Raw genomic sequence first — 21,087 nt, 5'->3', positions numbered from 1 at the left:
CTCAAAGCTTGCATTCGGTTAAAAGTGAGATGTTGCACCATTATCAATAAGGCTTTTATGGGCGGGCTAGGAGCAACGGCCTACAAGAAAGAAAATTCATCTGTTGTGGAACAGGCATCTTGCCTGTTCATGACAGAGGTGCAAGATGTGAGTTAAAACCCATTGCAAATTAAAACAGAAAACTAAAACAAATATCCTCCTCAAGCCTGATAGCGAGGACTTCCGTTTTGAGATAAGGATTTTTAACCCCTAGCGGGCCAAACCGCAGTCGGCGGTGATTATTCCGCAAACCGAACCTCCACAGACGGATAACACCCTAATGGAAGCATTAACATCGCCGTTACGTTTCGTTACGATAAGGAGACAGAGAGAAAAACCTCTCATTCGTAAAATCAGAGGTAGCCATTATGAACGGTACATTTCGCGTCGGCAACCTGTTTGGGATTCCCTTCTTTGTCAACGCATCTTGGTTTTTAGTTCTGGGTTTAGTAACCTGGCAGTACGGCGGCGCACTAGCTGCCCTGTTTCCCACATTGGGCCCCGTAGCGCCCTGGATGCTGGGATTATTCACAGCGTTACTGTTATTTGCTTCCGTCTTAGCCCACGAATTAGGACACAGTTGGGTAGCCATTAAACAGGGAATTGGCGTGAAATCAATTTCGCTATTTCTGTTTGGCGGACTGGCTAATTTAGAAAGAGAATCTAAAACCCCAGCCGAAGCATTTTGGGTAGCGATTGCAGGCCCGTTGGTGAGCTTATTTTTATCCGGTTTGTTAACAGCGATCGGCATCGGTGCTGGTCTCACAGGCCCCGCAGCCGCCATTGTCGGACTTTTAGCTTCCATCAACTTAGTTCTAGCCTTATTTAACTTAATTCCCGGCTTGCCCCTCGACGGCGGCAACATCCTCAAAGCGATCGTCTGGAAAATTACTGGCAACCCTTACAAAGGTGTAATTTTTGCTAGCCGCGTCGGTCAAATAATTGGTTGGATTGCCATTGCTACAGGCGTATTCGGCAATATTTGGAATCTAGTAATCGGTTGGTTCTTACTGCAAAATGCCGGTCAATCTGCCCAATATGCCACAGTCCAAAATAAACTGGCAGGGCTGACAGCCGCAGATGCTGTGACCCCCGAAAGTCCGATCGTGTCCCAAGACTTGTCCCTCAGAGAATTTGCCAACAACTACGTGATCGGTAGCACTCAAACCTGGCGCAGATTCCTGGCAACAGATGATGCCGGACAATTGGTAGGGGCGATCGACCTAGACGACCTCAAAACCATTCCTACCGGAACTTGGCCCCAAGTTTTAGTTAAAGAACTCCTGAAGCCGATCGAGTTTTCCACAACCGTCAAACCCGAATTATCTCTCCTCGAAGTCGTCACCCTTCTAGAACAACTCAAAGTACAAGAACTACCCGTCATTCGCGAAAATGGTGTCCTTGTCGGACTTGTAGAAAAAGCTGAAATTGCCCGCCTGCTACAAAGACGAGCCGAAGCGAACCCCGCTTAATATCCTCAGATACTTGACAAATAACACCAGTTTCCCCCCAAAAATGCAACTGTAGCCCCGTGCTTCAAACTCTGGTAGTCATCAGCCATACCCAATTCTTGAATCGAAAATCGAAAATCGACAATCGACAATCGTATAACAGTTAACCCCCTCGATTTCCCCTTAACAAAAGGGCGATCGGGGGGGTTAACTGTAGCTGGACAAAAGCCCAGTGAAACACTAAATTATTAGCTGCCAATCAAGGATGATAACTATAATAGTGTATTGATCATCTGAGCGAGGACGCTATGCCATCTCAGCACTTTTCCTCTCAATCCGAAACAACAGAGTCAAAAGTTCTGCCTGCTCTGACAAACAATATATTACCAGAGGCTCTCACCCCTCACCCCACAGCTCAATTACAAAAATCAGCGCTGACGGTTTCCGCAGCTCAAGATATCATTTACAAATTTTTTATATCTCACATCAAAAACTCGGCCTCAGAAGTAGTTTTTCAACAATTTCAAAACATATTTATCCAATTAATTCCTCCAGCTAACCCCACATTAATTCAAGCTTTAGACACAATAATTAAATTTGACTCTCAACTAGAATTTAACTACTTATTTAAGCGCTGCATTTACATCTTATTAAATAACTGGATCACTCAGAAACAATACCAACTGGCTCGCGACTTAATTAACATTATTAGCGATAGAACCCTTCGGGAACCCCACCCCGACAATTGTCTCAAAATACTGAGAGTGTGGCTGACAAACTTTCTCAGTAGCAAAGACTATGAAGACCTAAAGTTATTTGTATTAAAGTACGAGGACTACCAGCCACTACAAAATCACTGGACTTCTCGCTATCAGCCTTATTTGCTCGCCGCTCAATATCTAGATGCTAAAAACACCCCCGAAGAACGCCAAGCTGCCAGACTATTGTCGCAGCAGCTCAAAGAAAAATACAAGTTTGACCTAGCAATGTATACCTCTCGCTCTCAGTCTGCCACATCCCAATTAAATAATTATCATAATCCCACACTTTTAGGAGATGAAGCCCTGCGTTTAATCAAAATAATTTTGGTCAACAGCGGCTCCTTCAACTATCGCAGCTTAGCCACTATTTTTCTTAGAGAGACTCAAAATATTACTTACAAGCAGTTTAAGGAATCTCTAATTAAGTATTTATTTAATTACCAATCTAAACTTTTACGTACTGAGATTTATCAATCGCAAGTAATTAATGTTTTAAAGACTTTTCATCCAGAAAATGACGGAGAAACTTTGAACACCGGCCTGCATCTCAGAACTTGCAATTATCTAATCAAATGTTTGACTGTAGAAAATTCCGGCAAACCAACAGCCTTATTTCTACTGTTCGCCACTCAACTAAATCCTTTAAGGCTAGCAATTATAATTCTTAAACTTATTTTAATTTCACCCCATTCCAGAACCTATTTAGAACTTTGTTGTGCTAGATTAATTCAATACTATCAAGATGACTCGGCTACTGAATGTCAGTGGCTCATTAATTTTTTAGAATTGAGCCAGATTGCTTTAACTATTTATGGAGACAATGTTCAGTATAATTTAGTGAATATGTCAGACAAGCATGAAGAAGAGCAGTTGTTGATTGATATTGATAACTGTAGAATTTTTTCTCAACATAAACAAGTCATAAAATCTCAAGATTAGTCATCAGCCATTATTCATCAGTTATTAGCTGCGCCTTGCGTGTCCGACAGCAATTTTATCTGGTAAAGTTTTCCGGGAACAGTGTTCGCTAATTTATATAAGTTTGATAAGCTGGTGGTAGCTCTTCGGCGCTAGCATCGGGCATTTATCCCCTACTCAATATTTGCACTCGCGCCGAATAGATGAAAATAAATACGCCGCCCGGAGTTATCGTCGAGACTCCAAAGGGCAAATTTTCTACCAGTTGGGCAAATTTTTCTTCAGTTTGTGCCAAAGCTGGAAAAAACTTTTTCAGTTGAGCTGCCATCTCGTTGAAAGACTGCCCTAATTCGCCGACTTCATCAAGCCTACTGACAGTAACAGCGCGCACTCTCTGGCGGCGATATCTTTAGCTGCTTCGTTGAGCAGCAGCGGCAGCGTTACCCACCTAGCTGGCAGCACTCCAGCAATTGTCGATAGCAGCGCCGCCGAACAAAGTAAAATTGTAGTGCGGGTATTTTGGTTAATTTGCCCCATGAAATCGGATTCGGGAACTGCGATCGCAATCAGCCAGTTCAAACCGTAAACATCAGAAAACGGCAGCACTTCCACCAAATATTCCTGCCCGTCTCGCCTAAATTTCAGTTGCTGCGGCTGCTTAATGTCGCCAAAGCCCTCGAAGCGATGGTACAAATATTTAGCTGCGGTGCGAATGACAGGACTTTGGCTGTCTAAAACATTCACCCGCTCCAGTTGCTGCTTTCTTGGCATCTTTCTAAAGGGTGATTCTTGACTTGAACTGGCAACCAGCAAGCCCGATCGTTCGATCGCGAAAATTTGTCCCGTTTTGCTAAGCTTGATGCGATGGAGATATTGCTGAAGCCCCGAGAGCAAAAAGTCTACGGCACTAACTCCCAGTAATTTACCATTTCGATCGCGAATCGGTTGGCTGGCAGCAATAAAAACAGTCCCGGGAGTAAAACCAGGATAAATACTCGTCCAAATCGCTTTGTTTGTTCGCTGCGACAGCTTCTTTGTACCAGGGGCGCAGGCGGGCATCGTAGGTTGCCGGTTCTGCCTTTAATTTAGCGGTGCAAGTGCCTCGGCTGTCTGTAGCTAAGTATATGTTGTGAGAGTTGGTAGACTTGTTAGCTGCGACAATTTGCAAGCTGTTATCCGTGGGTTGCGCCAAATGCCGAGATATTCTCCTGATTTTTCAGCACCGAAGGATATCCATTGAATGCTTTTAAAACATCGCATTTGCTGCCAGAGGAACTTCTCTCCCCGAGGCTAGGGCCTTTCTAACTGTAAGTTTAATTCACCGCGCTCGATCGCTTCAGCGTTAAGTTTATTTACTCACTGCGTAGGTTCCAGAAAAGAAATCAGCTTTTCTTCAACTCTCTTCCGCGTCTGGGCGATCAATTTCTCGGCGAGCTCTTCGACTGCTTTGTCTCCGTTACGAAAGGGTGAAAGGACAGATACCCGACAATCCCGACTGCTGCGACGATTTGCAGCACCAAAGAGGCCACTACAAGGCGACGCAGGGAGATTTTTGTTTGGTGTTGAGAAGTTTTACTCGCGAATCGGGGCAACGGCATAGGCTGGTGACTAATTGCTCCCTAACACTTTAACTGTTCCTGCCTGTAATTTCACTTAGGGGCGATCGAGGTGTTTCCTTGCCCTCAAAACCCCTCCCACACAGACACATACAATTTTAGATTTTAGATTTTAGATTTTAGGTTAAATAATTGGGAATGAATCATGAAGCTCGTGCTTTCGAGCTTCGCTACAGTTGCATTCTTTTTTTCAACTGGTATGACGCACTGTTAGCTGAGAATACCTCTGCCATTTTCTTGCTTTGGTGGGTTTCCTAGCTCAACCAAACCTAATTCTTCCTTCAAACCTCTTCGGTTCATCAATTACATCCGTTAAATCCCGTACACAATTGGCTGCAGAACTTCTCTTCAACAGCTATGCGGAAAATCCCCCGCTTGTCCAAACGGATATAGCGAGGGGCGAGAATAGGTATTCTCGGAAAATATAAAGTGGTGGCACTGGCTTTTGTCGAGCCATTGCCATCTATAGAAGCCATACTTTTTTAGGCTCACAGAAAGATTTCAGAGCCAACTCTCTGCTTGCAGTCAATGCTTGAAGTCAAACCAACCAGTTCAAGCAAGAAGTCAAAGCAAGTCGTAAAAGCCTAGGATTCTTCTTCTTCTTCTCGATCAATTTGGCGCAGGTGAATGTGCTTGCGTCCCAGAGAGATTTCAAATTCATCTCCCGGCTGGAGTTCCATCTGTTTGGTGTAGGCAGCTCCAATCAGTAAGTTGCCGTTAGATTGAACGCTAATCCGATAGCTGGCAGAGCGTCCGCCGCGTCCATTGCCGTTTTGCTTCCCGTCTAGCTGAATGCCTTCTGCATCAATCAGCGCATTCAGGAATTTCATCATGTTGACCCGTTCTACGCCGTTCTTGGTAACGGTGTAGTAGCCACAGGCTCTAGCTTTTTCTTCCTTGGTAAGGTTCTCTAGGTCTTTGACCTTTTTGATCAGATCTTCGCCTTCAAGGGGTTCGATATTTTTCTTTTTAGCCATTTACTGAGTCCTGAAATATTCAACTGGTGTACGGATTTTTTCTCGGTTGGTTTTTGGTTTGACCAAGAAACTTTAGCTTTATAGCTGGTCGTAAAACCATATTACACCGATTGGCTCAATTGTTAACCACTATTATCTAAATATTTTTAACAACCTGTAGTCTTTCTTGAGGAGTAGCTGCAGCCGGTGCGAGCAATCTCTAAAGTCGGTAGCATAAGCTATCAGCTATCAGCTAGCTGAATATTTGCCCCGCTCTTAAAATCCCATGAAGTTAACCACACGCGGACACTACAGTGTCAAAGCATTACTGGATCTAAGTTTGCAACCTCGCTTTGGCCCGACATCGGTGAAATCGATAGCGAAGCGACAGGAGTTACCTGCTCCGTATCTAGAAAAATTGCTGATTGAAATGCGACGAGCAGGTTTAGTCCAATCTGTTCGGGGTGCCCAAGGAGGATATCAATTAGCCCGCCAGCCAGCTCAAATCTCTTTAGGACAAATCTTAGAGGCTGTAGGTGAAACTATTGAACCTTTACCTCGACATTTTCCAGACGCGACGCAAGCAGAGGACTGGGTAACATTCAGTTTGTGGAACCGATTGCACAAAAAACTTGCCGAAGCGCTGTACAGTATTTCCCTCGAAGACTTATACTATGATGTCCGCAGTTGGCAAGCGGCTCTTGGGGAAGAAACTAGCTTTATCATTTAAATGGTAAGTTCATTCATTCGATCGCCAGCAATCACACATGGACGCAACACTTGTTACCTACTTTGGCGGCTGTCACTGCGGAGCTGTCCGCTTCCGTGTCGCCGTTGACAAACACGAAGCATCTGATTGCAACTGCTCTATCTGTAAAAAGAAGGGATTTTTGCACCTCATTGTGCCGCCGGAACGTTTTACCTTGCTCAGTGGCGAAGATGTTTTGACCACCTATACATTTAATACAGGAACTGCTCAACATACTTTCTGCCGAATTTGCGGCATTCACTCGTTCTATCGCCCCCGATCGCATCCCGATCATTTCGATGTCAACGTCCGCTGTCTTGACTCAGATGCCATCAAACACTTTCAGATCCTACCCTTTGACGGTGTTAATTGGGAGGAGAACGTACACTTGCTCCGCGACGAAAGTAATCTCAGCAGTTAAAATTGCAGCTCAAGAATCAAAGTCCGCAAGGGTAGGAGTAGTTAAAACCTGCGCTACCATTGCGAGCGCTCTTGCTCGGACGGACTATCAAGTTTGACACAATATATAATGATGCCGGATGAATTTCCTGTTTTGATTTTAGCTGCGGTGTTGGATTATTCGATCGGCGATCCTTGGGGTTGGCCGCATCCCGTGCAGGCGATGGGTTGGGCGATCGACCGCTATACTAGACTTGTCTTTAATATATGGAATAATCCCGCAGGCAAAATGCCTGAAGCAGCGGATCGTCCCCCTGGCGAGCAGCACAAACTGCTGCTACGATGTGCTGGTACAATACTAGCGATCGGGTTGATTGTAGGCAGTTATACTGTCAGTTGGTCGATCGTCCAAGCTGGTAGTTGGGTGCATCCTCTTTTAGGTATTGCCCTAGACACCATTTTGCTGGCAAGCTGTTTTGCAGGTCGCAGTTTGAGGGCGGCAGCAGAGGATGTGCTAGCACCTTTAAATGTTGGAGATTTAGTCAAGGCGCGAGAAAGGTTGAGCCTTTACGTCGGCCGGGATACCGAAAACTTATCCGAGCCAGAAATTCTGCGAGCATTGTTAGAAACTGTAACAGAGAATGCAGTCGATGGTGTGACAGCACCGCTATTTTATGCCTTACTTGGGTTCGCTCTGCCGCATCTATTATTAAGTGTTACCGCTGGGCCGATCGATCCTAACTCGATGTGGGCGAGTGCTATAGTCCCCTTGGCGATCGCTTACAAAGCAGCCAGCACATTAGATTCTACGATCGGCTACAAAGAAGCACCATACACTGATTTAGGATGGTTTAGCGCCAAACTAGAAGACGTGCTGACGTGGATTCCTTGCCGCCTAACAGTGATTACTTTAGCCCTTATATCTGGCAAACCGATTTACATTTGGCAAATTTGTCAGAGAGATGCTGTTAAAGATGCCAGCCCCAATTCCGGTTGGAGCGAGTGCGTTTACGCCGCCATCTTGGGAGTACAACTAGGAGGTACCAATTCCTATCGCGGAGTTCTCAAACACAAACCGCTGTTAGGCGACCCGATTCACCCGATCGCAGCGCCGCTAATTTGCCAAGCATTGCAATTAACTCGGTATTGCTTTCTGATTTGGTTGGGACTATCATTGCTTTTTTATACCTTATTATGTTTGAGCTGCTAACGGATGACCTCACCCGAACAGTCCAGGAGGCATAAATAACGTATTTCTGTCATTGTTCGCGCTCCAAGCCTTGCAATCGCAGCATATCCTTTTCATCCGTTCGGGGTAAGTCCTGCAGAAGACACAGATCGGCCACCGACAGAAGCAAAAAAAAGTTTTGACCTTCGTTCAAACCCCCAAATTCATCTGTAAAGTCAATCTAAAATCTAAAATCTAAAATCTAAAATTGTTCGATCCGCCAACAGCCAACAATTAGCTCGCAGCAACCAATGACTAAAATTATCGAAATTTTATCCCCTGATGAAGTCAGGCGCAGTCTCACCCGCGTCGCTTCCCAGATTGTCGAAAAATCAGGGAATCCCTCGGAGTTAGTGCTGTTGGGCATTCATAGTAGAGGAGTGCCTTTAGCTCAAATTTTGGCAGATCAAATTGAAGTTCTCGAACAAGTCAAAGTACCCGTGGGCGCTTTAGATATTACCTTTTACCGAGATGACTTGGATCGAGTTGCGATGCGGACACCGGCTAAAACAGAAATTCCTTTCGATTTGACGGGCAAAACCGTGGTGTTGGTAGATGACGTTATATATAAAGGCAGAACGAGTCGAGCGGCTTTGAATGCGGTAAACGATTACGGGCGGCCGGAGAAAATTTGGTTAGCGGTATTAGTCGATCGCGGCCACCGAGAAGTACCGATTCAGCCGGATTTTACGGGTAAAAAGTTGCCGACTGCAAAGGAAGAACAAGTTAAGGTTTACGTTCAAGAACTCGACGGGCGCGACGGAGTGGAGTTAATTAAGGGTTGATATAGTTGACCTTGGCATCGGAATAATCATTTTTGGAGTGCAGTGCGATCGTCCCCGCGCAGCGCCCGCCATCTCAGAAGCGAGCAGATATAATGTGGAATTGATTAAGGGTTGATATCGTTGACCTTGGCATCAGAATAATAATTTTCCGAGTGCAGTGCGAGATCTTGAGATCGCGATCGACCAAATTTCTAGTTGGCGATCGCACTTGCGACCTCAGAAATGAGGTTTCTTGGTATATTTTTCGTTACTGCTGGCAAAATTTTCGTAGAAACCCGGTTTCTAGCCGCCCATCCGTCTAAAACTGGTATCTGGGAAGAAACCTGGTTTTTAGCCAGAGCGCGGAGCGTCGTGATTGATTTTAAATCGGCAGTGCAGGAGTTGAACCTGCCTGGGGCGAATTATGAGTTCGCTGCCTAAACCGCTCGGCCAACTGCCGTTAAGTCGATTTGTTCGACCTAACTGAAAATGAAGTATAACATAATTTCCCAGTCCGTGCTAGAACTAGAGAACAAAAATCAAAATCTTTAGATCTGCTGATTCCCCGATCGCCTCTTAGCCAATGTGCTGGAGCCGATCGACCGGACAAAGCAGTGTCTAGGACTCGGCATAAACTTATAGGCAATGGCAGTGAATTCGACGGTAGTGCTGACTCTAATTCTGCTGGCTCTGATGTTTGGAGCAGGCGTGACGAGTTCTGTTTGGGGATTTACTATAGGTCGCGAAGCCTTGCAAGGAACGACTCAACCCGATGTTCGTCCCAGCAACAATGCTGGCAGCGGCAAGCCTGGAAAGACGGCTAGCAAAGACCAAGTGAGCATTTTGAAAGAAAAAGACATTCTCACCACCGTCAAAGCACGGGTAGAAGGTCGCGATCCCGAAAAAACAACGGATCAAGCAAATACTAAAACAGACAAGGCAAGCTCTAAACCAGCCGCGGCAAAAAAACCGGCTGCACAAAATGCTAGCGCCAAGTTTCCCCTGAACAGTCGCGACGGGGGAATAACCCTGGAAGTGAGCGCGGCCAGTCAGCGCAACAATTCCATGCTGCTAGACGTGAGCATGAAAAATGAAGGCTCCCAACCTGTGAGGTTTCTCTACAGTTTCTTGAACGTTACTGACGATCGCGGTCGGGCCCTGAGCGCGACTGCCGAGGATTTGCCGTCGGAACTGCCCCCCAACGGGCAGGTGTTTTACGGTACGGTGAGTATTCCCACAGCTTTGCTGGAAAATGCTAAAGAAGTTTCGCTGACGCTGACAGATTATCCAGGTCAAAAACTTCAGTTGCAAATATCTGGCATTCCAGTGGCGAAGTAAAATAAAAGAAGACCAAACCTGCAGACAGATTCTCAGGTTTGATCGAGAAAGTTTTTTTAGGGAGCATTGTGTCACTTTTAGGGGCGAGAGTGCAGGAGATATCTGATTTACCCGCGATGAGTTTGACAGAGGTGCTGTCGCGGTTGCTGTCAGTGCTGTTGCTGATTGCGATTAATGCCTTTTTTGTCGCGGCTGAGTTTTCGATGGTGACGGTACGCCGATCGCGCATCAATCAGTTAGTGGAAGCTGGCGACGTTGCAGCTTTAACTGTGCAATCTTTGCAGCAAAGTATTGAGCGATTGCTCTCGACAATGCAGTTGGGAATCACTCTTTCTAGTTTAGCTCTGGGCTGGATTGGGGAAAGTACGATCGCCGTGCTAGTCCGAATGTCGATCGGCTATTTGCCGCTGCCAATTTACCTCAAGTCTGCGATCGCCCATTCTTTTAGCATATCAATAGTAACTTTTTTGTTGCTAGCTTACCTGCAAATCGTACTCGGCGAACTCTTTCCCAAATCTGTAGCGTTGCTGTATTCCGAACAGCTAGCCAGAACTTTAGGGCCTCCGAGTTTATTGATTGCCCGTTTGTTCAAGCCCTTTGTGTCGTTTCTCAATCAATCTACTCGATCGCTCTTGCGGTTTGCGGGCATCGAATACGATCTAAGGCATCGCCCGGTTACTCCCGAAGAACTGCAATTAATTATAGCTACTTCCAGCGAATCCAGCGGCTTGGAAGCAGAAAAGCGAGAATTGCTCAACAACGTGTTTGAATTTGGCGAAGTTTGGGTAGAAGAAGTAATGGTGCCGAGGCCTAGCATTGTCGCACTTCCCAAGACGGCAACCTTTCAAACTTTGCTCGACGAAATGGCGATTTCTCACCATTCCCGCTATCCCGTGACGGGAGATTCTTTAGACGACATTATCGGCATTATTGGCTTCAAACAACTTGCGAAACCCTTAGCTGAAGGTTTGCTATCTCCCGACACGCCAATTTTACCTTGGATGGATTCGGTGAGGTTTGTGCCGGAGATGATGCTGCTGGGAGAACTGCTGCCTTTGATGCAGAGTTCGTCGGAAGAAATTGCGATCGTAGTCGATGAATTTGGTGGCATTTCCGGGTTAGTGACATTGCGGGATTTGATAGCCGAAATTATCGGTCGCAGCTACGAGTCACCCGACAGTAAAGAAATTGCTTTGCAAGTATTGGACGATCGCACTTATTTAGTGCAAGCGCAGTTAAATTTAGATGATGTGAATCAAATATTGAATTTGGATTTGCCAGTAACTGACGAATATCAGACAATCGGAGGTTTTCTGAGCTATCAGTTGCAAAGAATGCCGGCTGTGGGGGAAGTTTGGCGCGGCGAAAATGTGGAACTTACGGTTGTTTCTGTGTCCGGGCCGCGGTTGGATCAACTTCAAATTCACTTGTTGGAAGACGCTGCGGGCGATCGAGCTTTAGATGAAATTGCAGCAGCCGAGGGGGAAATTGTGGCAAAAGGGCGAAAGAATAACGGGTTGAGTAGTGTGGCAAAATTGTCTCATTAAGATTTTGATGAAAAGGGCGATCGAAATAGCGCAACTTTTTATACCAAATCTGAGTTAGCAACCCCGTTTATTCTTTAGTCTCTTAGAGAGGGAGGAGAGTTTATGGAGGAACGTTTTCAACCGCCGAGTCGGAATACTGTTTAAGCATAAGGCACCGGATCTTTCAGCCCCATTTCCTCAAAAGCTGCCAACCGAAGCCGACAAGAATCGCAAACGCCGCACGCAGTTTCACCCCCTGCATAGCAAGACCAAGTTTGCTCCCAAGGTACTCCTAATTTGTTGCCCAGTTGAATAATTTCTGTCTTTTTAAGTTCGATCAAAGGTGTTATAATATTAATAGCTTCTCCTTCCCTTCCCTGCTTTGTTCCTAACCGAAATACTTCCTGCATTGCTTGGATGTAATCGAGGCGGCAGTCGGGATAGCCGGAATAATCTAAAGCGTTGACGCCGATGTAAATTCGCTGAGCTTCTAGAGTTTCTGCGTAGGCGAGGGCAAAGCTGAGAAAGATCGTATTTCTAGCAGGAACGTAGGTAATTGGGATGTTTTGGGACATTTCTGCAAGATTGCGATCGATCGGTAATTCCATCTCATTATCCGTCAAAGCCGAACCGCCCCAAAGCGTCAGGTCAAAGTTTACTATCTGATGTGCCTTAACCGCTGCCGAAAGTGCGATCGCCCTTGCTGATTCCAACTCCCGCCGATGTCTTTGCTTGTAGTCAAACGAAATAGCGTAACACTCGCAGCCGTCGGCTTTGGCTTGATACAAAACTGTTGAGGAATCCAGCCCTCCCGACAATAAAATAACTGCTTTCACTTAAAACATCCTCACTAAAATTAACTTTTATATTTATATCAAATTAGGGGCAACTTGACAAGATAGCAATGCGGAATGCTTGGTAAAAGATGTTTTTTTGAACGAACCGCGAAGACGCGAAGTACGCGAAGGAAGAAAAGAGAAGGGACGTTTGTTGATAATTTATAGTGCCTGTTTAACTGGTTCCTAGGCTCTGCCTGGGAACCGAGATTTAGAGGCTCTGCCTCGCATTACGGTCAAGAAAATTGGAGCAGGCCCTCCGGATCTACCTTACCAGGCAGAGCCTAGTAACGAGTAGAAAGAAAATTTATCTTTTGTGGCACAGACCGGAGAGCCTGTTCTTGAGATTGATGCAGGATGTCAGATTTTAATTGCTAATAAATCATCGAGTTCGCGGTAATCGGGCAAAGTTGTATCAATTTTAATCCCCTGCCGCAAAACTGTGCGATCGCCCTGCGGTCTAGATAACAATTCGCTGAAATTCCGCGCCTTAAACAAAATCAAATCAGCAGGTAAAGCCACTGCAATTCGTCCTAAATTCGGCAATCCCATTAAATCGGCTGGAGTCTTTGTAACTGCACAGGGCCAGTCTCCATAAGGGCTATCTAAATGAGCGATGCGGACTGCCATATTAAAAACTTCCAAAACATCATGGTCGCCAAATCCGTAAAACGGATCGCGACAATTGTCGCTAGCAACTGCAACGGGAATTCCTGCTGCTTTGAGTTCGTGCAGCAGTGTCACTCCCCGCCAGCGCGGTGTATGCTGAGATTCTCGGTCTTGCAGGTAAAGGTTGCACATCGGCAAGCTGACAATGCCAATATTTGCTTCCTTGACTAATTCCAGAGTTTCTGTTACTAAATCTGACGGTTGTACGGCTAAACTACAGCAGTGTCCGCAGATTATTTGACCCCCAAATTCATGGCGGATGGCGGTTTTTGCGACTTCCCGCAATGTTACTGAATCTGGATCGTCGTTTTCGTCGGTGTGGAAGTCGAGGTTTAAATTTCGTTCTTTGGCTAAGGCAAAAACTCGATCGAGTTGTTTGTCTAAGTCGGGGTTGATATAGGCGACGCCGCCGAGAATGCCGCCAATTTGGGCAATGCGAGCGGCTAATTTTTCGCCGGCGGGTGTCAGGTAATAGTCGAGGGAAACCAGGGAAACTGCTTGCAAGATCAGCCGATCGCCCCATTCGGCTTGCAGCGCTTCAAATACTCCCAAACTAACGGTTCCCTGTTCGCCCGCGCTGTCGATGTGAGTGCGGATGGCCTGGGTTCCGTGGGCGTAGCTGCACTTGAGGCCAAACTCCATTCGCCGGTAAACATCCTCTGCATTCCAATTTTTTTGGGCATCAGCGCCTACCGCTTCGATCGCGCTGGCAAAAGTTCCATCGGGATTGGGCGATCGTTCCCAAATGTGGCCTTTGTCTAAATGGGTGTGCATATCCACAAAACAAGGCCAAACTAAGCCGCCCTGCAAATCTACAACTGAGATATCTCCAGAAAAGGATACAGGTTTTGTACCTGCTGGGATGATTTGGGCGATCGCCCCTGCTGCAATTTCCAAATCCACCAAACAAAAATTGTTCTCACTCCCTGCTGTCGCCACAGTAGAAGCTGACGGGGCGATCGATTTCATCTCTAGAAGAGACGCGGGCACGCGAGCATTTTTGAGCAAATAATTAGATGTACTTGGCAACATTAATTTTCTAAGTTAGTATGTATTTTATTGATTATTCAGCGCTACCAGTTGTAACTATAGCAACCCTTGCCGGAATTGTGAACATTTCTCTTTTCCTTTTTCTCTCTTTTATAGAGGCTCTGCGTCCTCTGCGCCCTGTGTGATTAGTTCAAAAAAACTCATGCACAAATGAAATAGAATCGCTAAAGAAACTTGGATTAAATAGGTAGATTTGTTGTTGGTACGGCAGCCCTGAGCACTGAAGCAAAAATATAAAAATTTTATATTTTTGAGGAGAGCGCGAAAATCAGTGTCACGAGTTTGGCTATGCCGGATACTTCCAGAGCCTGAATCCTGTTGCTATCATAAATCACTGCTTCAAATTGCAATTTCACTTTCAACTAACAGCAGCATCCATAGCAAAAGCCAAAAACAACTGTGTCAAAACCCAAGCATATAGTTTTAACATCCCACCCCGACAGATCCGGCACCAAACCTCATCCAATTTACTGGGGAGAAATCGATCCCCTGAAACGGGGGCCTGTGATTGGTAGCCTCACCAAATCGTCTCACCGGAATGCGATCGGCACTCATTCGGGTTCCTACTCTGTTTATCGCGCGCTAGCAGTTGCTTCCGGCGCACTCCAAGCAGATCACCGCCCGGATTTTACCAACACCTCTCCGGCCGCACACATCGGGCCGCACCCGAGTTGGGGCGATCGCAATTTAATTGTTTCTCTCGATCCCTTTGGAGGCTTGGTCAGCGAAGTTTATACTTCATTTCTCCAGCAGGGATACGATATTCGACCGACAATTGCGGTCACTAAAGCTCACATTAATATGCCGGAATTGCAAGATGCTATCGCTAAGGGGCGAGTGCAAATTGATGGCAAAATAGTCAAAGCAGGTGGCAATTTAGCAGTAACTAAAATTGCGATCGACCCGGTTTGGTATTTGCCGGGAATTGCTAGGCGGATTGGGGCTCAAGAAAGCGTTCTCCGCCGTGTCCTGTTCGAGCAAACAGGCGGAATGTTCTCGGATTTAGTGACGCGGCCAGACTTACACGTTTTCTTGCCACCAATTGGCGGAACTACGGTTTATATTATTGGCGATGTCGCGAATATTTCTGACCCGGATAAGCAGTTGGCGGTACGTGTACACGATGAATGCAACGGTTCAGATGTCTTCAGTTCCGATATCTGCACTTGTCGCCCTTATTTGGTACACGGGATGGAAATTTGCATCCAAACGGCACAATCAGGCGGTTCTGGGGTAATAGTTTACTTCCGCAAGGAAGGGAGAGCTTTGGGGGAAGTGACTAAGTTTTTGGTGTACAATGCCAGAAAACGGCAGGAAGGCGGCGATCGCGCTGATGCCTATTTTACGCGCACTGAATGTGTTGCGGGAGTTCAAGATATGCGGTTTCAAGAACTAATGCCAGACGTGCTGCACTGGTTGGGTATCTCTCGAATTGACAGTTTAGTTTCTATGAGCGATATGAAATACAATGCGATTATCAATTCTGGCATTCAGGTGGTCGATCGCATCCCCATTCCTGAAGATTGGATTCCCGCAGACGCACAAGTCGAAATCGTCGCCAAAAAAGCCGCGGGCTACTACACGCCAGACCCGGTGCCAGATGCTACAATTCTTGCAGAAGCGATCGGACGCGATTTAGGAGATTAAGAGGGCAAAGACGCGACCGATGGGACGCGAACAATCGCGTCTTTGCTAAACAAAATTTATTGCTGGTTTTTGATCAGTCAGGGTAGGTTATGGCTAATTTGCGTTCTAGTGTGATCGTAAAAACAGATATTTGCGGATATACCGCCAGAGTCAAAAAATTATCTCAGTCGGACTTGAGTAGTTTGTTAAACGAGCATAAAAATTTTGTTTCAGATATTAGCGCCAGAAATGAAGGCAGCGTGATTAAAGGGGAAGGTGATTCATTTTGGATAATTTTTCCCAGCGTCACAGCAGCGGCGGTAGCAGCCATAGAAATGCAGCAAGAATTGAGAGCGCAACAATCTAGCAAGGCGAACGACGAACGGTTGGCTATTCGCGTGTCGATTACATTAGGAGATGTCTTGCATCAAGATAAAGATATCTTTGGCGATACGGTGAATTTAACAGCGCGCATAGAATCAGTAACTCCGCCGGATGAAATATATTTGTCCCAAGCAGCATGGTTGGCGCTCAACAAAGCAGAAGTGCAAACGTCTTTTGTCAACGAGTTTTCTTTGAAAGGGATGAGCGAACCTGAAAAAGTCTACAAAGTTGACCAAAGTTATAAAACGCGAATCATCAAGAATCAAGCAATAATTAAAGCCGATTTGAGAGGTTTTATTGCTTATCAAGAATCTAATTCTATCAAAGATGTGGAATATTTGCTCACCAACTTTGATACTTTTGAAAAAACAATTTGCGAAGAATACGGCGGTACAATTCGGAGTATTGTTGGGGATTCGCATTTGTTGACTTTCCCGGAAGCTCACTCAGCCTTAGCGGCAATGGAAAGTTTGTGCGAGAATTGGAAACTTTTTATTGACGCCAATCAAATCCCTTGTGGCTTGTCCGTAGGAGTTGCTAAGGGAAATTTATATATATTTAGGTCTTGCACTTACGGAAAAGATATTAACATAGCCGACAGACTGGAAGATTTAAGTAAAATAGTATCTCCGAGTACCGAAAAAAACTCGGTGATAGTTTCCGATCAAGTAAAACGCGAAGTCAGCGGCTCGAAGTGGGAATATAAGCTGATCAAACTCGATAAAAATGTGATTTTAGATAATCTTTTAGATTACAGTCAGTTTGACTTTTTTCAAGAAAACGATGTTTACCGTTGTTTGGTGGTATGACGTTGAAAAATATTGAACTTGAGACTGTAGAATATCTGAGAACACCAGTTGCTATTCGCCAAAAGTGCGATCGGCTTTTTGATTTAGCCCGCCTAGACAAACTCCGCTACTTCCGCGTCGATTTATCCCAACTCGATAACGCAGCAAATTATGTAATTGATACAACGCGCCAACAGTATCCCGATTTTAACATTCCCTTTCACAGTCGCTGGCGACATTTTGAAGCTGGCAACTTGTCGCGACTCGCCGAATTGGATGCAGCAATAGCCGAATTTGCACTCATAGAGCAAGCTAAAATCAAATTTGATTTAGCAATTGTCAGCGTTTTGATCGATGCCGGTGCTGGTGCAGATTGGCAGTATTGTGAACCAGAAACCGGGCAGGTTTACCGCCGTTCTGAAGGGTTAGCAATAGCCAGCTTGCGGATGTTTTGTCAAGGTGTTTTTTCCAGCAATCCTGATTTTCCTTGGCAAGCTGATTCTCGCGGACTTTCTCAATTAAAACTAGAAACCTTAGCTGCGGGATTTCAGGTAAGTCGAGACAATCCGCTAGTTGGTTTAACAGGCAGATTAGAATTATTGCAGCGTTTGGGAAATGCGATTTGTCAGCATCCATTATTATTTGGCAGCGAAAACCCGCGTCCCGGCAATTTGGCAAAATACTTGCTAGACAATCGGGTTTCTGGAGTCAACACTGTGAAGGCTGCTGAAGTATTGAACGCTGTTTTGACAGGTTTTGGGGAAATTTGGCCGGGAAGATATGCAATTGGTGGCGTTAATTTAGGCGATGTTTGGCGGCATCCGGCTTTAACAGGAGAAAATCTGGGAGATGAATTCGTGCCGTTTCACAAACTCTCGCAGTGGTTGACTTATTCGCTGTTGGAACCGCTGCAAGAACTTGGTTTAGAAGTCGCGGGATTGGATGAGTTAACGGGATTGCCGGAGTACCGCAACGGCGGTTTGTGTTTGGATATCGGGCTGCTGCGGGCAAAAGATTCGGCTATTTTTGAGCAGAGTTATTTGCCGGGTTCGGAAGTTATAGTGGAATGGCGATCGCTGACTGTGAATCTTTTAGATAAAATTGCCGCAGCTATTCGAGAAAAGCTGCATTTGAGTGCGACAGAATTGCCGCTGGTGAAGATTTTGCAAGGAGGAACTTGGGCGGCGGGGCGGAAAATTGCGGGCGAATTGAGGGCTGGTGGAGGGCCGCCAATTCAGATTGAAAGTGACGGCACTGTGTTTTAGAGGGAAGAAGGAAGTTCGGCAACGGATTCTGTAACGGATGTAACGGATGTAACAGATGTAACGGATGTCAGGAAGAAGGAAAAGGGAAGAGGGAAGAAGCAAGAAGGAAGAGGGAAAATTATTCCCTCTTCCCACTCAAAATTCACAATTCAAACCTGAAAACTATTCCTCACACTACACTCCCACAAGCTGCTTAGCGGCAAGCTCGATATTTGACGTGATAAACTAAACCGCGATGAGCCAAATCGAAGGAGTCAACGGTGGCCATGCCGGCACCGCGGGCTGTCATCGCAGCATTTACTCGCATATTTACACTGTCGCCGCAGCGAGACCAAACATTAGCTACAGTGGCTAAGCTATCTCGAACATTGTAGTTAGTTTCGCCGCTGAAATTCCGAGAAAGGACTGGGCCGCGGGTTCCAGCGAAAAAGTATTCTGCTCGCAGGTTGGCTGTGGTTTTAGGAGCCACGTAGCCGCGGTAATCAGCATCGTAGATAGAAATTTGGTAGCCTTGGGGTACTTTGATGGGAATGCTCAGATTGCAGCTTTTCCGGCTTTCTGTTGAGACATTTCCCTGGGCTGCAAACTTATCAAATAGGATGGTGAGTTCTTGACCGTCGGGGCTGACGCTGACGCTGGCGGAGCGATCGGGGCAACCGCTACCACCGTAGCTTGCACCTAAAATTTGAACCAGCGGATTAGCCAAGGCGGGGCTGATAGAAGCAGTCATTAATGCCGTAGCTAGCAATAGTTTTACAAACTTCATGGATGTTCTCCTTAATAAGCTCAGGTGTGTGTTAGGAGCACCCTAAAAAATGGAAGCCAACTTTAGGTAAGCTTCTTTAAACTTGGATAAGGCAGCCTTTATCTTGAAAGATGAAAAGCCTGTCAAGCCAAGCTGATGACCTGAATTGCATTACCTATATCTGGTTTTTTCGATTAATTCATTAATCGAAAAAATTGGTTTTCTGCTGATACTTTCTAAGATTCATGTCGGCTCGTAAAAGTTCCGGAAGATTTCGGTGCGAAACTCCGGATCTGTGTTAATGGGCTTGGACGGAGCGCGAGACAGCGAAACCAGTGGGGAGGCTTTTGGGCCCGGATCTGCGTTCTTAGGAAGAGTGCGGGAAGGAGAGGAAACGAGAAAATGAGATATTTGTGTATTTTTAACCTCGCATACTTAGTGTCGCCCAGCGCGGATGAAAGGCAAGTGTAGAAGTAGTTTTATTGGCGCGGTATTTGTGTTTTCAATAGGGGTTTGATATAAGTAGTTCAGGACGCCGGGGCGGCAGAAACCGGGTTTTTTTGCGTCAAGAATGCCTTGATGGCTGATAAGTTAGAATAAAGCAAATTAATTCTTCAAAAAAATGAGTGCTAAAGTTACTGTCATCGACCATCCTTTGATACAGCACAAGTTAACTCTAATGCGGCAAACTCAAACTAGCACGGCGAAATTTCGCCAACTGCTGAAAGAGATTGGAATGCTGCTAGCCTATGAAGTGACGCGAGATTTGCCGCTAAAATACGAACTAATAGAAACGCCGATCGCCAAAATGAATGCACCGGTGCTGGCGGCAGAAAAGAAAATTGTTATTATTTCGATTATGCGCGCCGGTCAGGGACTGTTAGATAGTATTGTAGAGCTGATTCCGTCTGCGAGGGTAGGACATATTGGTTTGTACCGCGATCCGACAACTCGGATGGCGATCGAATATTATTTCAAAGTTCCCCACGATATCGAACAGCGAGATGTTTTAATTGTCGATCCGATGTTGGCTACTGGTAATTCAGCAGTCGCGGCAGTGGATAGGCTGAAAGAAGTTAATCCGAAGTCTATTAAGTTTTTGTGCTTGCTGGCGGCACCGGAGGGAGTGGGGCACTTTCACGAACAACACCCTGACGTGCAGATTTATACGGCTGCTGTTGACGAGTGTTTGGACGAACACGGCTATATTGTACCCGGACTCGGAGATGCAGGCGATCGGCTTTACGGCACTCTCTGAATTCAATAAAATGATTTTGGGCTGTATATGCCAATACATTCATTAAAAAATAATTTTACTAACATAAGTAGTGGTTTGATAGTGCCATACAATGTAAATTGTAAGATTTTAATGTCAGGAAAAGCCTATATAGAGCAAGGGTTGTAGGATTTTCTTACATTAAATTCGTAAATTGCATTATCTAGATGTATTTACTGCATCTTATGGGTAAAATCTCTGCCTTTAGTGTAATTAATCGCAGGAATTAGTTCATAAGATAGATGTATGATGCTAACCGTTTGCGATCGACTACTAACATTTTTTGGACGAGGAAAAAAACAATGGAGACTACAGCACAGAAAGAAGCCCCAACTCAGCCTGTTGAGGAAGTGAAAATCAACAATATCAACAGTTTGGAGTTTGAGCTTTGGGCTAAAGCGGTGAAACGGCAGATGATTGCAGCACTCTCTAAAAAGGGCGCGATTTGACATCTCTGGGTTTTTTGTGTGCAACTTGTGTTAATTTAATTAACAAAATTTTTGTCTGCATGGTTGTCCAAGAGCGATAAGTGGCTAGGGGAAGAGTTTTGAGATTGCGCCTCTTTCGGAGTTGCGGGAGGGGGAGAAGAGAGCATTTTCCTTTTTCCTAGTTTTGGACGCATGGGTCGCAGGAAACCGGGTTTTTTTACGAAAATACTTCTGTTGCAATCGGCAGAAATGGTAAAAAAACCCGGTTTCTTTGTA

The 21,087-nt window shown here is 45.6% G+C and carries 19 protein-coding genes and 1 tRNA gene; 13 read left to right on the top strand and 7 right to left on the bottom strand.

The features are described 5' to 3' along the window. Positions 1-407: 407 nt before the first annotated feature. The gene (locus QUB14_RS17130; protein WP_333218200.1) at positions 408-1,511 is read left to right on the top strand and encodes a site-2 protease family protein; all 1,104 of its coding nucleotides are present in this window, start codon (positions 408-410) and stop codon (positions 1,509-1,511) included. Positions 1,512-1,798: 287 nt separating this feature from the next. Further along, positions 1,799-3,190, top strand: coding sequence for a hypothetical protein (locus QUB14_RS17125; RefSeq protein WP_333218202.1), 1,392 nt, complete (start codon positions 1,799-1,801; stop codon positions 3,188-3,190). 145 nt (positions 3,191-3,335) lie between these two features. Here QUB14_RS17125 and QUB14_RS17120 read toward each other — a convergent pair whose 3' ends face one another. The 3 genes from QUB14_RS17120 to QUB14_RS17110 form a co-directional block, all read right to left on the bottom strand. Further along, positions 3,336-3,560: a HAMP domain-containing protein gene (locus QUB14_RS17120; protein ID WP_445251851.1), complete on the bottom strand. Its 225-nt coding sequence runs from the start codon at positions 3,558-3,560 to the stop codon at positions 3,336-3,338. Continuing rightward, entirely contained in the window at positions 3,515-4,228 is a 714-nt protein-coding gene (locus tag QUB14_RS17115; protein WP_333218204.1) for a cache domain-containing protein, read from the bottom strand. The genes QUB14_RS17120 and QUB14_RS17115 overlap by 46 nt, the downstream gene beginning before the upstream one ends. A gap of 1,141 nt (positions 4,229-5,369) precedes the next feature. After that, positions 5,370-5,762, bottom strand: a complete 393-nt coding sequence (locus QUB14_RS17110) for an AbrB family transcriptional regulator (RefSeq protein ID WP_006635344.1) — start codon at positions 5,760-5,762, stop codon at positions 5,370-5,372. A 265-nt stretch (positions 5,763-6,027) separates the two neighbouring features. Here QUB14_RS17110 and QUB14_RS17105 point away from each other — a divergent pair, with 265 nt between their 5' ends. From QUB14_RS17105 to pyrR, 4 genes are all read left to right on the top strand, one after another. After that, the gene (locus tag QUB14_RS17105; protein ID WP_190656033.1) at positions 6,028-6,471 is read left to right on the top strand and encodes an Rrf2 family transcriptional regulator; all 444 of its coding nucleotides are present in this window, start codon (positions 6,028-6,030) and stop codon (positions 6,469-6,471) included. A 37-nt stretch (positions 6,472-6,508) separates the two neighbouring features. Next, positions 6,509-6,910 carry a GFA family protein gene (locus tag QUB14_RS17100; RefSeq protein ID WP_190656036.1) on the top strand — a complete coding sequence of 134 codons (402 nt, stop codon included), beginning with the start codon at positions 6,509-6,511 and terminating at the stop codon, positions 6,908-6,910. Between the two features lie 108 nt (positions 6,911-7,018). Continuing rightward, positions 7,019-8,098: an adenosylcobinamide-phosphate synthase CbiB gene (gene cbiB / locus QUB14_RS17095; RefSeq protein WP_333218249.1), complete on the top strand. Its 1,080-nt coding sequence runs from the start codon at positions 7,019-7,021 to the stop codon at positions 8,096-8,098. Positions 8,099-8,367: 269 nt separating this feature from the next. Continuing rightward, positions 8,368-8,901, top strand: coding sequence for a bifunctional pyr operon transcriptional regulator/uracil phosphoribosyltransferase PyrR (gene pyrR, locus QUB14_RS17090; protein ID WP_333218207.1), 534 nt, complete (start codon positions 8,368-8,370; stop codon positions 8,899-8,901). Positions 8,902-9,267: 366 nt separating this feature from the next. Here pyrR and QUB14_RS17085 read toward each other — a convergent pair. Then, a tRNA-Ile gene (locus QUB14_RS17085) sits at positions 9,268-9,340 on the bottom strand. Positions 9,341-9,525: 185 nt separating this feature from the next. Here QUB14_RS17085 and QUB14_RS17080 point away from each other — a divergent pair. Next, positions 9,526-10,218 (top strand): hypothetical protein, encoded by a 693-nt coding sequence (locus QUB14_RS17080; protein ID WP_333218209.1) that lies wholly within the window; start codon positions 9,526-9,528, stop codon positions 10,216-10,218. Between the two features lie 68 nt (positions 10,219-10,286). Next, on the top strand, positions 10,287-11,765 hold the full coding sequence (locus QUB14_RS17075; RefSeq protein WP_333218211.1) for a hemolysin family protein: 1,479 nt from the start codon (positions 10,287-10,289) through the stop codon (positions 11,763-11,765). 140 nt (positions 11,766-11,905) lie between these two features. On the opposite strand, the gene queC is transcribed toward QUB14_RS17075, so the two are convergent. Continuing rightward, a complete protein-coding gene (gene queC / locus QUB14_RS17070) occupies positions 11,906-12,580 on the bottom strand; it encodes a 7-cyano-7-deazaguanine synthase QueC (RefSeq protein WP_333218213.1) in 675 nt (224 codons plus the stop codon). Positions 12,581-12,940: 360 nt separating this feature from the next. Further along, positions 12,941-14,281, bottom strand: a complete 1,341-nt coding sequence (locus QUB14_RS17065) for a cytosine deaminase (RefSeq protein ID WP_333218215.1) — start codon at positions 14,279-14,281, stop codon at positions 12,941-12,943. 417 nt (positions 14,282-14,698) lie between these two features. Between QUB14_RS17065 and QUB14_RS17060 the strand changes: the two genes are divergently transcribed. The 3 genes from QUB14_RS17060 (at position 14,699) to QUB14_RS17050 (ending at position 18,362) form a co-directional block, all read left to right on the top strand. After that, a complete protein-coding gene (locus QUB14_RS17060) occupies positions 14,699-15,946 on the top strand; it encodes a GTP cyclohydrolase II (RefSeq protein ID WP_333218217.1) in 1,248 nt (415 codons plus the stop codon). A gap of 89 nt (positions 15,947-16,035) precedes the next feature. Further along, positions 16,036-17,118, top strand: a complete 1,083-nt coding sequence (locus tag QUB14_RS17055) for an adenylate/guanylate cyclase domain-containing protein (protein ID WP_333218219.1) — start codon at positions 16,036-16,038, stop codon at positions 17,116-17,118. Beyond that, positions 17,115-18,362 (top strand): URC4/urg3 family protein, encoded by a 1,248-nt coding sequence (locus QUB14_RS17050; RefSeq protein ID WP_333218221.1) that lies wholly within the window; start codon positions 17,115-17,117, stop codon positions 18,360-18,362. The genes QUB14_RS17055 and QUB14_RS17050 overlap by 4 nt, the downstream gene beginning before the upstream one ends. A gap of 193 nt (positions 18,363-18,555) precedes the next feature. Here QUB14_RS17050 and QUB14_RS17045 read toward each other — a convergent pair whose 3' ends face one another. Next, positions 18,556-19,128 carry a DUF4360 domain-containing protein gene (locus QUB14_RS17045; RefSeq protein ID WP_333218223.1) on the bottom strand — a complete coding sequence of 191 codons (573 nt, stop codon included), beginning with the start codon at positions 19,126-19,128 and terminating at the stop codon, positions 18,556-18,558. Positions 19,129-19,729: 601 nt separating this feature from the next. Here QUB14_RS17045 and upp point away from each other — a divergent pair. Together upp and QUB14_RS17035 are read left to right on the top strand one after the other, a co-directional pair. Further along, entirely contained in the window at positions 19,730-20,365 is a 636-nt protein-coding gene (gene upp / locus QUB14_RS17040; protein ID WP_333218224.1) for a uracil phosphoribosyltransferase, read from the top strand. Positions 20,366-20,685: 320 nt separating this feature from the next. Continuing rightward, complete coding sequence (locus QUB14_RS17035) at positions 20,686-20,832, top strand: hypothetical protein (RefSeq protein WP_006635359.1); 147 nt, start codon at positions 20,686-20,688, stop codon at positions 20,830-20,832. Positions 20,833-21,087: the final 255 nt, after the last annotated feature.

Origin of the sequence: Microcoleus sp. B3-D2 (assembly GCF_036705345.1) — a bacterium.
Classification (GTDB): Bacteria; Cyanobacteriota; Cyanobacteriia; order Cyanobacteriales; family Microcoleaceae; genus Microcoleus.
Note: the sequence above shows the minus strand (reverse complement) of the source record. Positions and strands in the feature narration are given on the sequence as shown.

Bases quoted from the DNA above. Each gene is read 5' to 3' on its own strand.
- QUB14_RS17130 (WP_333218200.1), top strand. From the start codon at position 408: ATGAACGGTACATTTCGCGTCGGCAACCTGTTTGGGATTCCCTTCTTT.
- QUB14_RS17050 (WP_333218221.1), top strand. From the start codon at position 17,115: ATGACGTTGAAAAATATTGAACTTGAGACTGTAGAATATCTGAGAACA.
- upp (WP_333218224.1), top strand. From the start codon at position 19,730: ATGAGTGCTAAAGTTACTGTCATCGACCATCCTTTGATACAGCACAAG.
- QUB14_RS17110 (WP_006635344.1), bottom strand. From the start codon at position 5,762: ATGGCTAAAAAGAAAAATATCGAACCCCTTGAAGGCGAAGATCTGATC.
- QUB14_RS17045 (WP_333218223.1), bottom strand. From the start codon at position 19,128: ATGAAGTTTGTAAAACTATTGCTAGCTACGGCATTAATGACTGCTTCT.
- QUB14_RS17115 (WP_333218204.1), bottom strand. From the start codon at position 4,228: ATGCCCGCCTGCGCCCCTGGTACAAAGAAGCTGTCGCAGCGAACAAAC.
- QUB14_RS17080 (WP_333218209.1), top strand. From the start codon at position 9,526: ATGGCAGTGAATTCGACGGTAGTGCTGACTCTAATTCTGCTGGCTCTG.
- QUB14_RS17035 (WP_006635359.1), top strand. From the start codon at position 20,686: ATGGAGACTACAGCACAGAAAGAAGCCCCAACTCAGCCTGTTGAGGAA.
- pyrR (WP_333218207.1), top strand. From the start codon at position 8,368: ATGACTAAAATTATCGAAATTTTATCCCCTGATGAAGTCAGGCGCAGT.
- QUB14_RS17105 (WP_190656033.1), top strand. From the start codon at position 6,028: ATGAAGTTAACCACACGCGGACACTACAGTGTCAAAGCATTACTGGAT.
- QUB14_RS17100 (WP_190656036.1), top strand. From the start codon at position 6,509: ATGGACGCAACACTTGTTACCTACTTTGGCGGCTGTCACTGCGGAGCT.
- QUB14_RS17065 (WP_333218215.1), bottom strand. From the start codon at position 14,281: ATGTTGCCAAGTACATCTAATTATTTGCTCAAAAATGCTCGCGTGCCC.
- QUB14_RS17125 (WP_333218202.1), top strand. From the start codon at position 1,799: ATGCCATCTCAGCACTTTTCCTCTCAATCCGAAACAACAGAGTCAAAA.
- cbiB (WP_333218249.1), top strand. From the start codon at position 7,019: ATGATGCCGGATGAATTTCCTGTTTTGATTTTAGCTGCGGTGTTGGAT.
- QUB14_RS17055 (WP_333218219.1), top strand. From the start codon at position 16,036: ATGGCTAATTTGCGTTCTAGTGTGATCGTAAAAACAGATATTTGCGGA.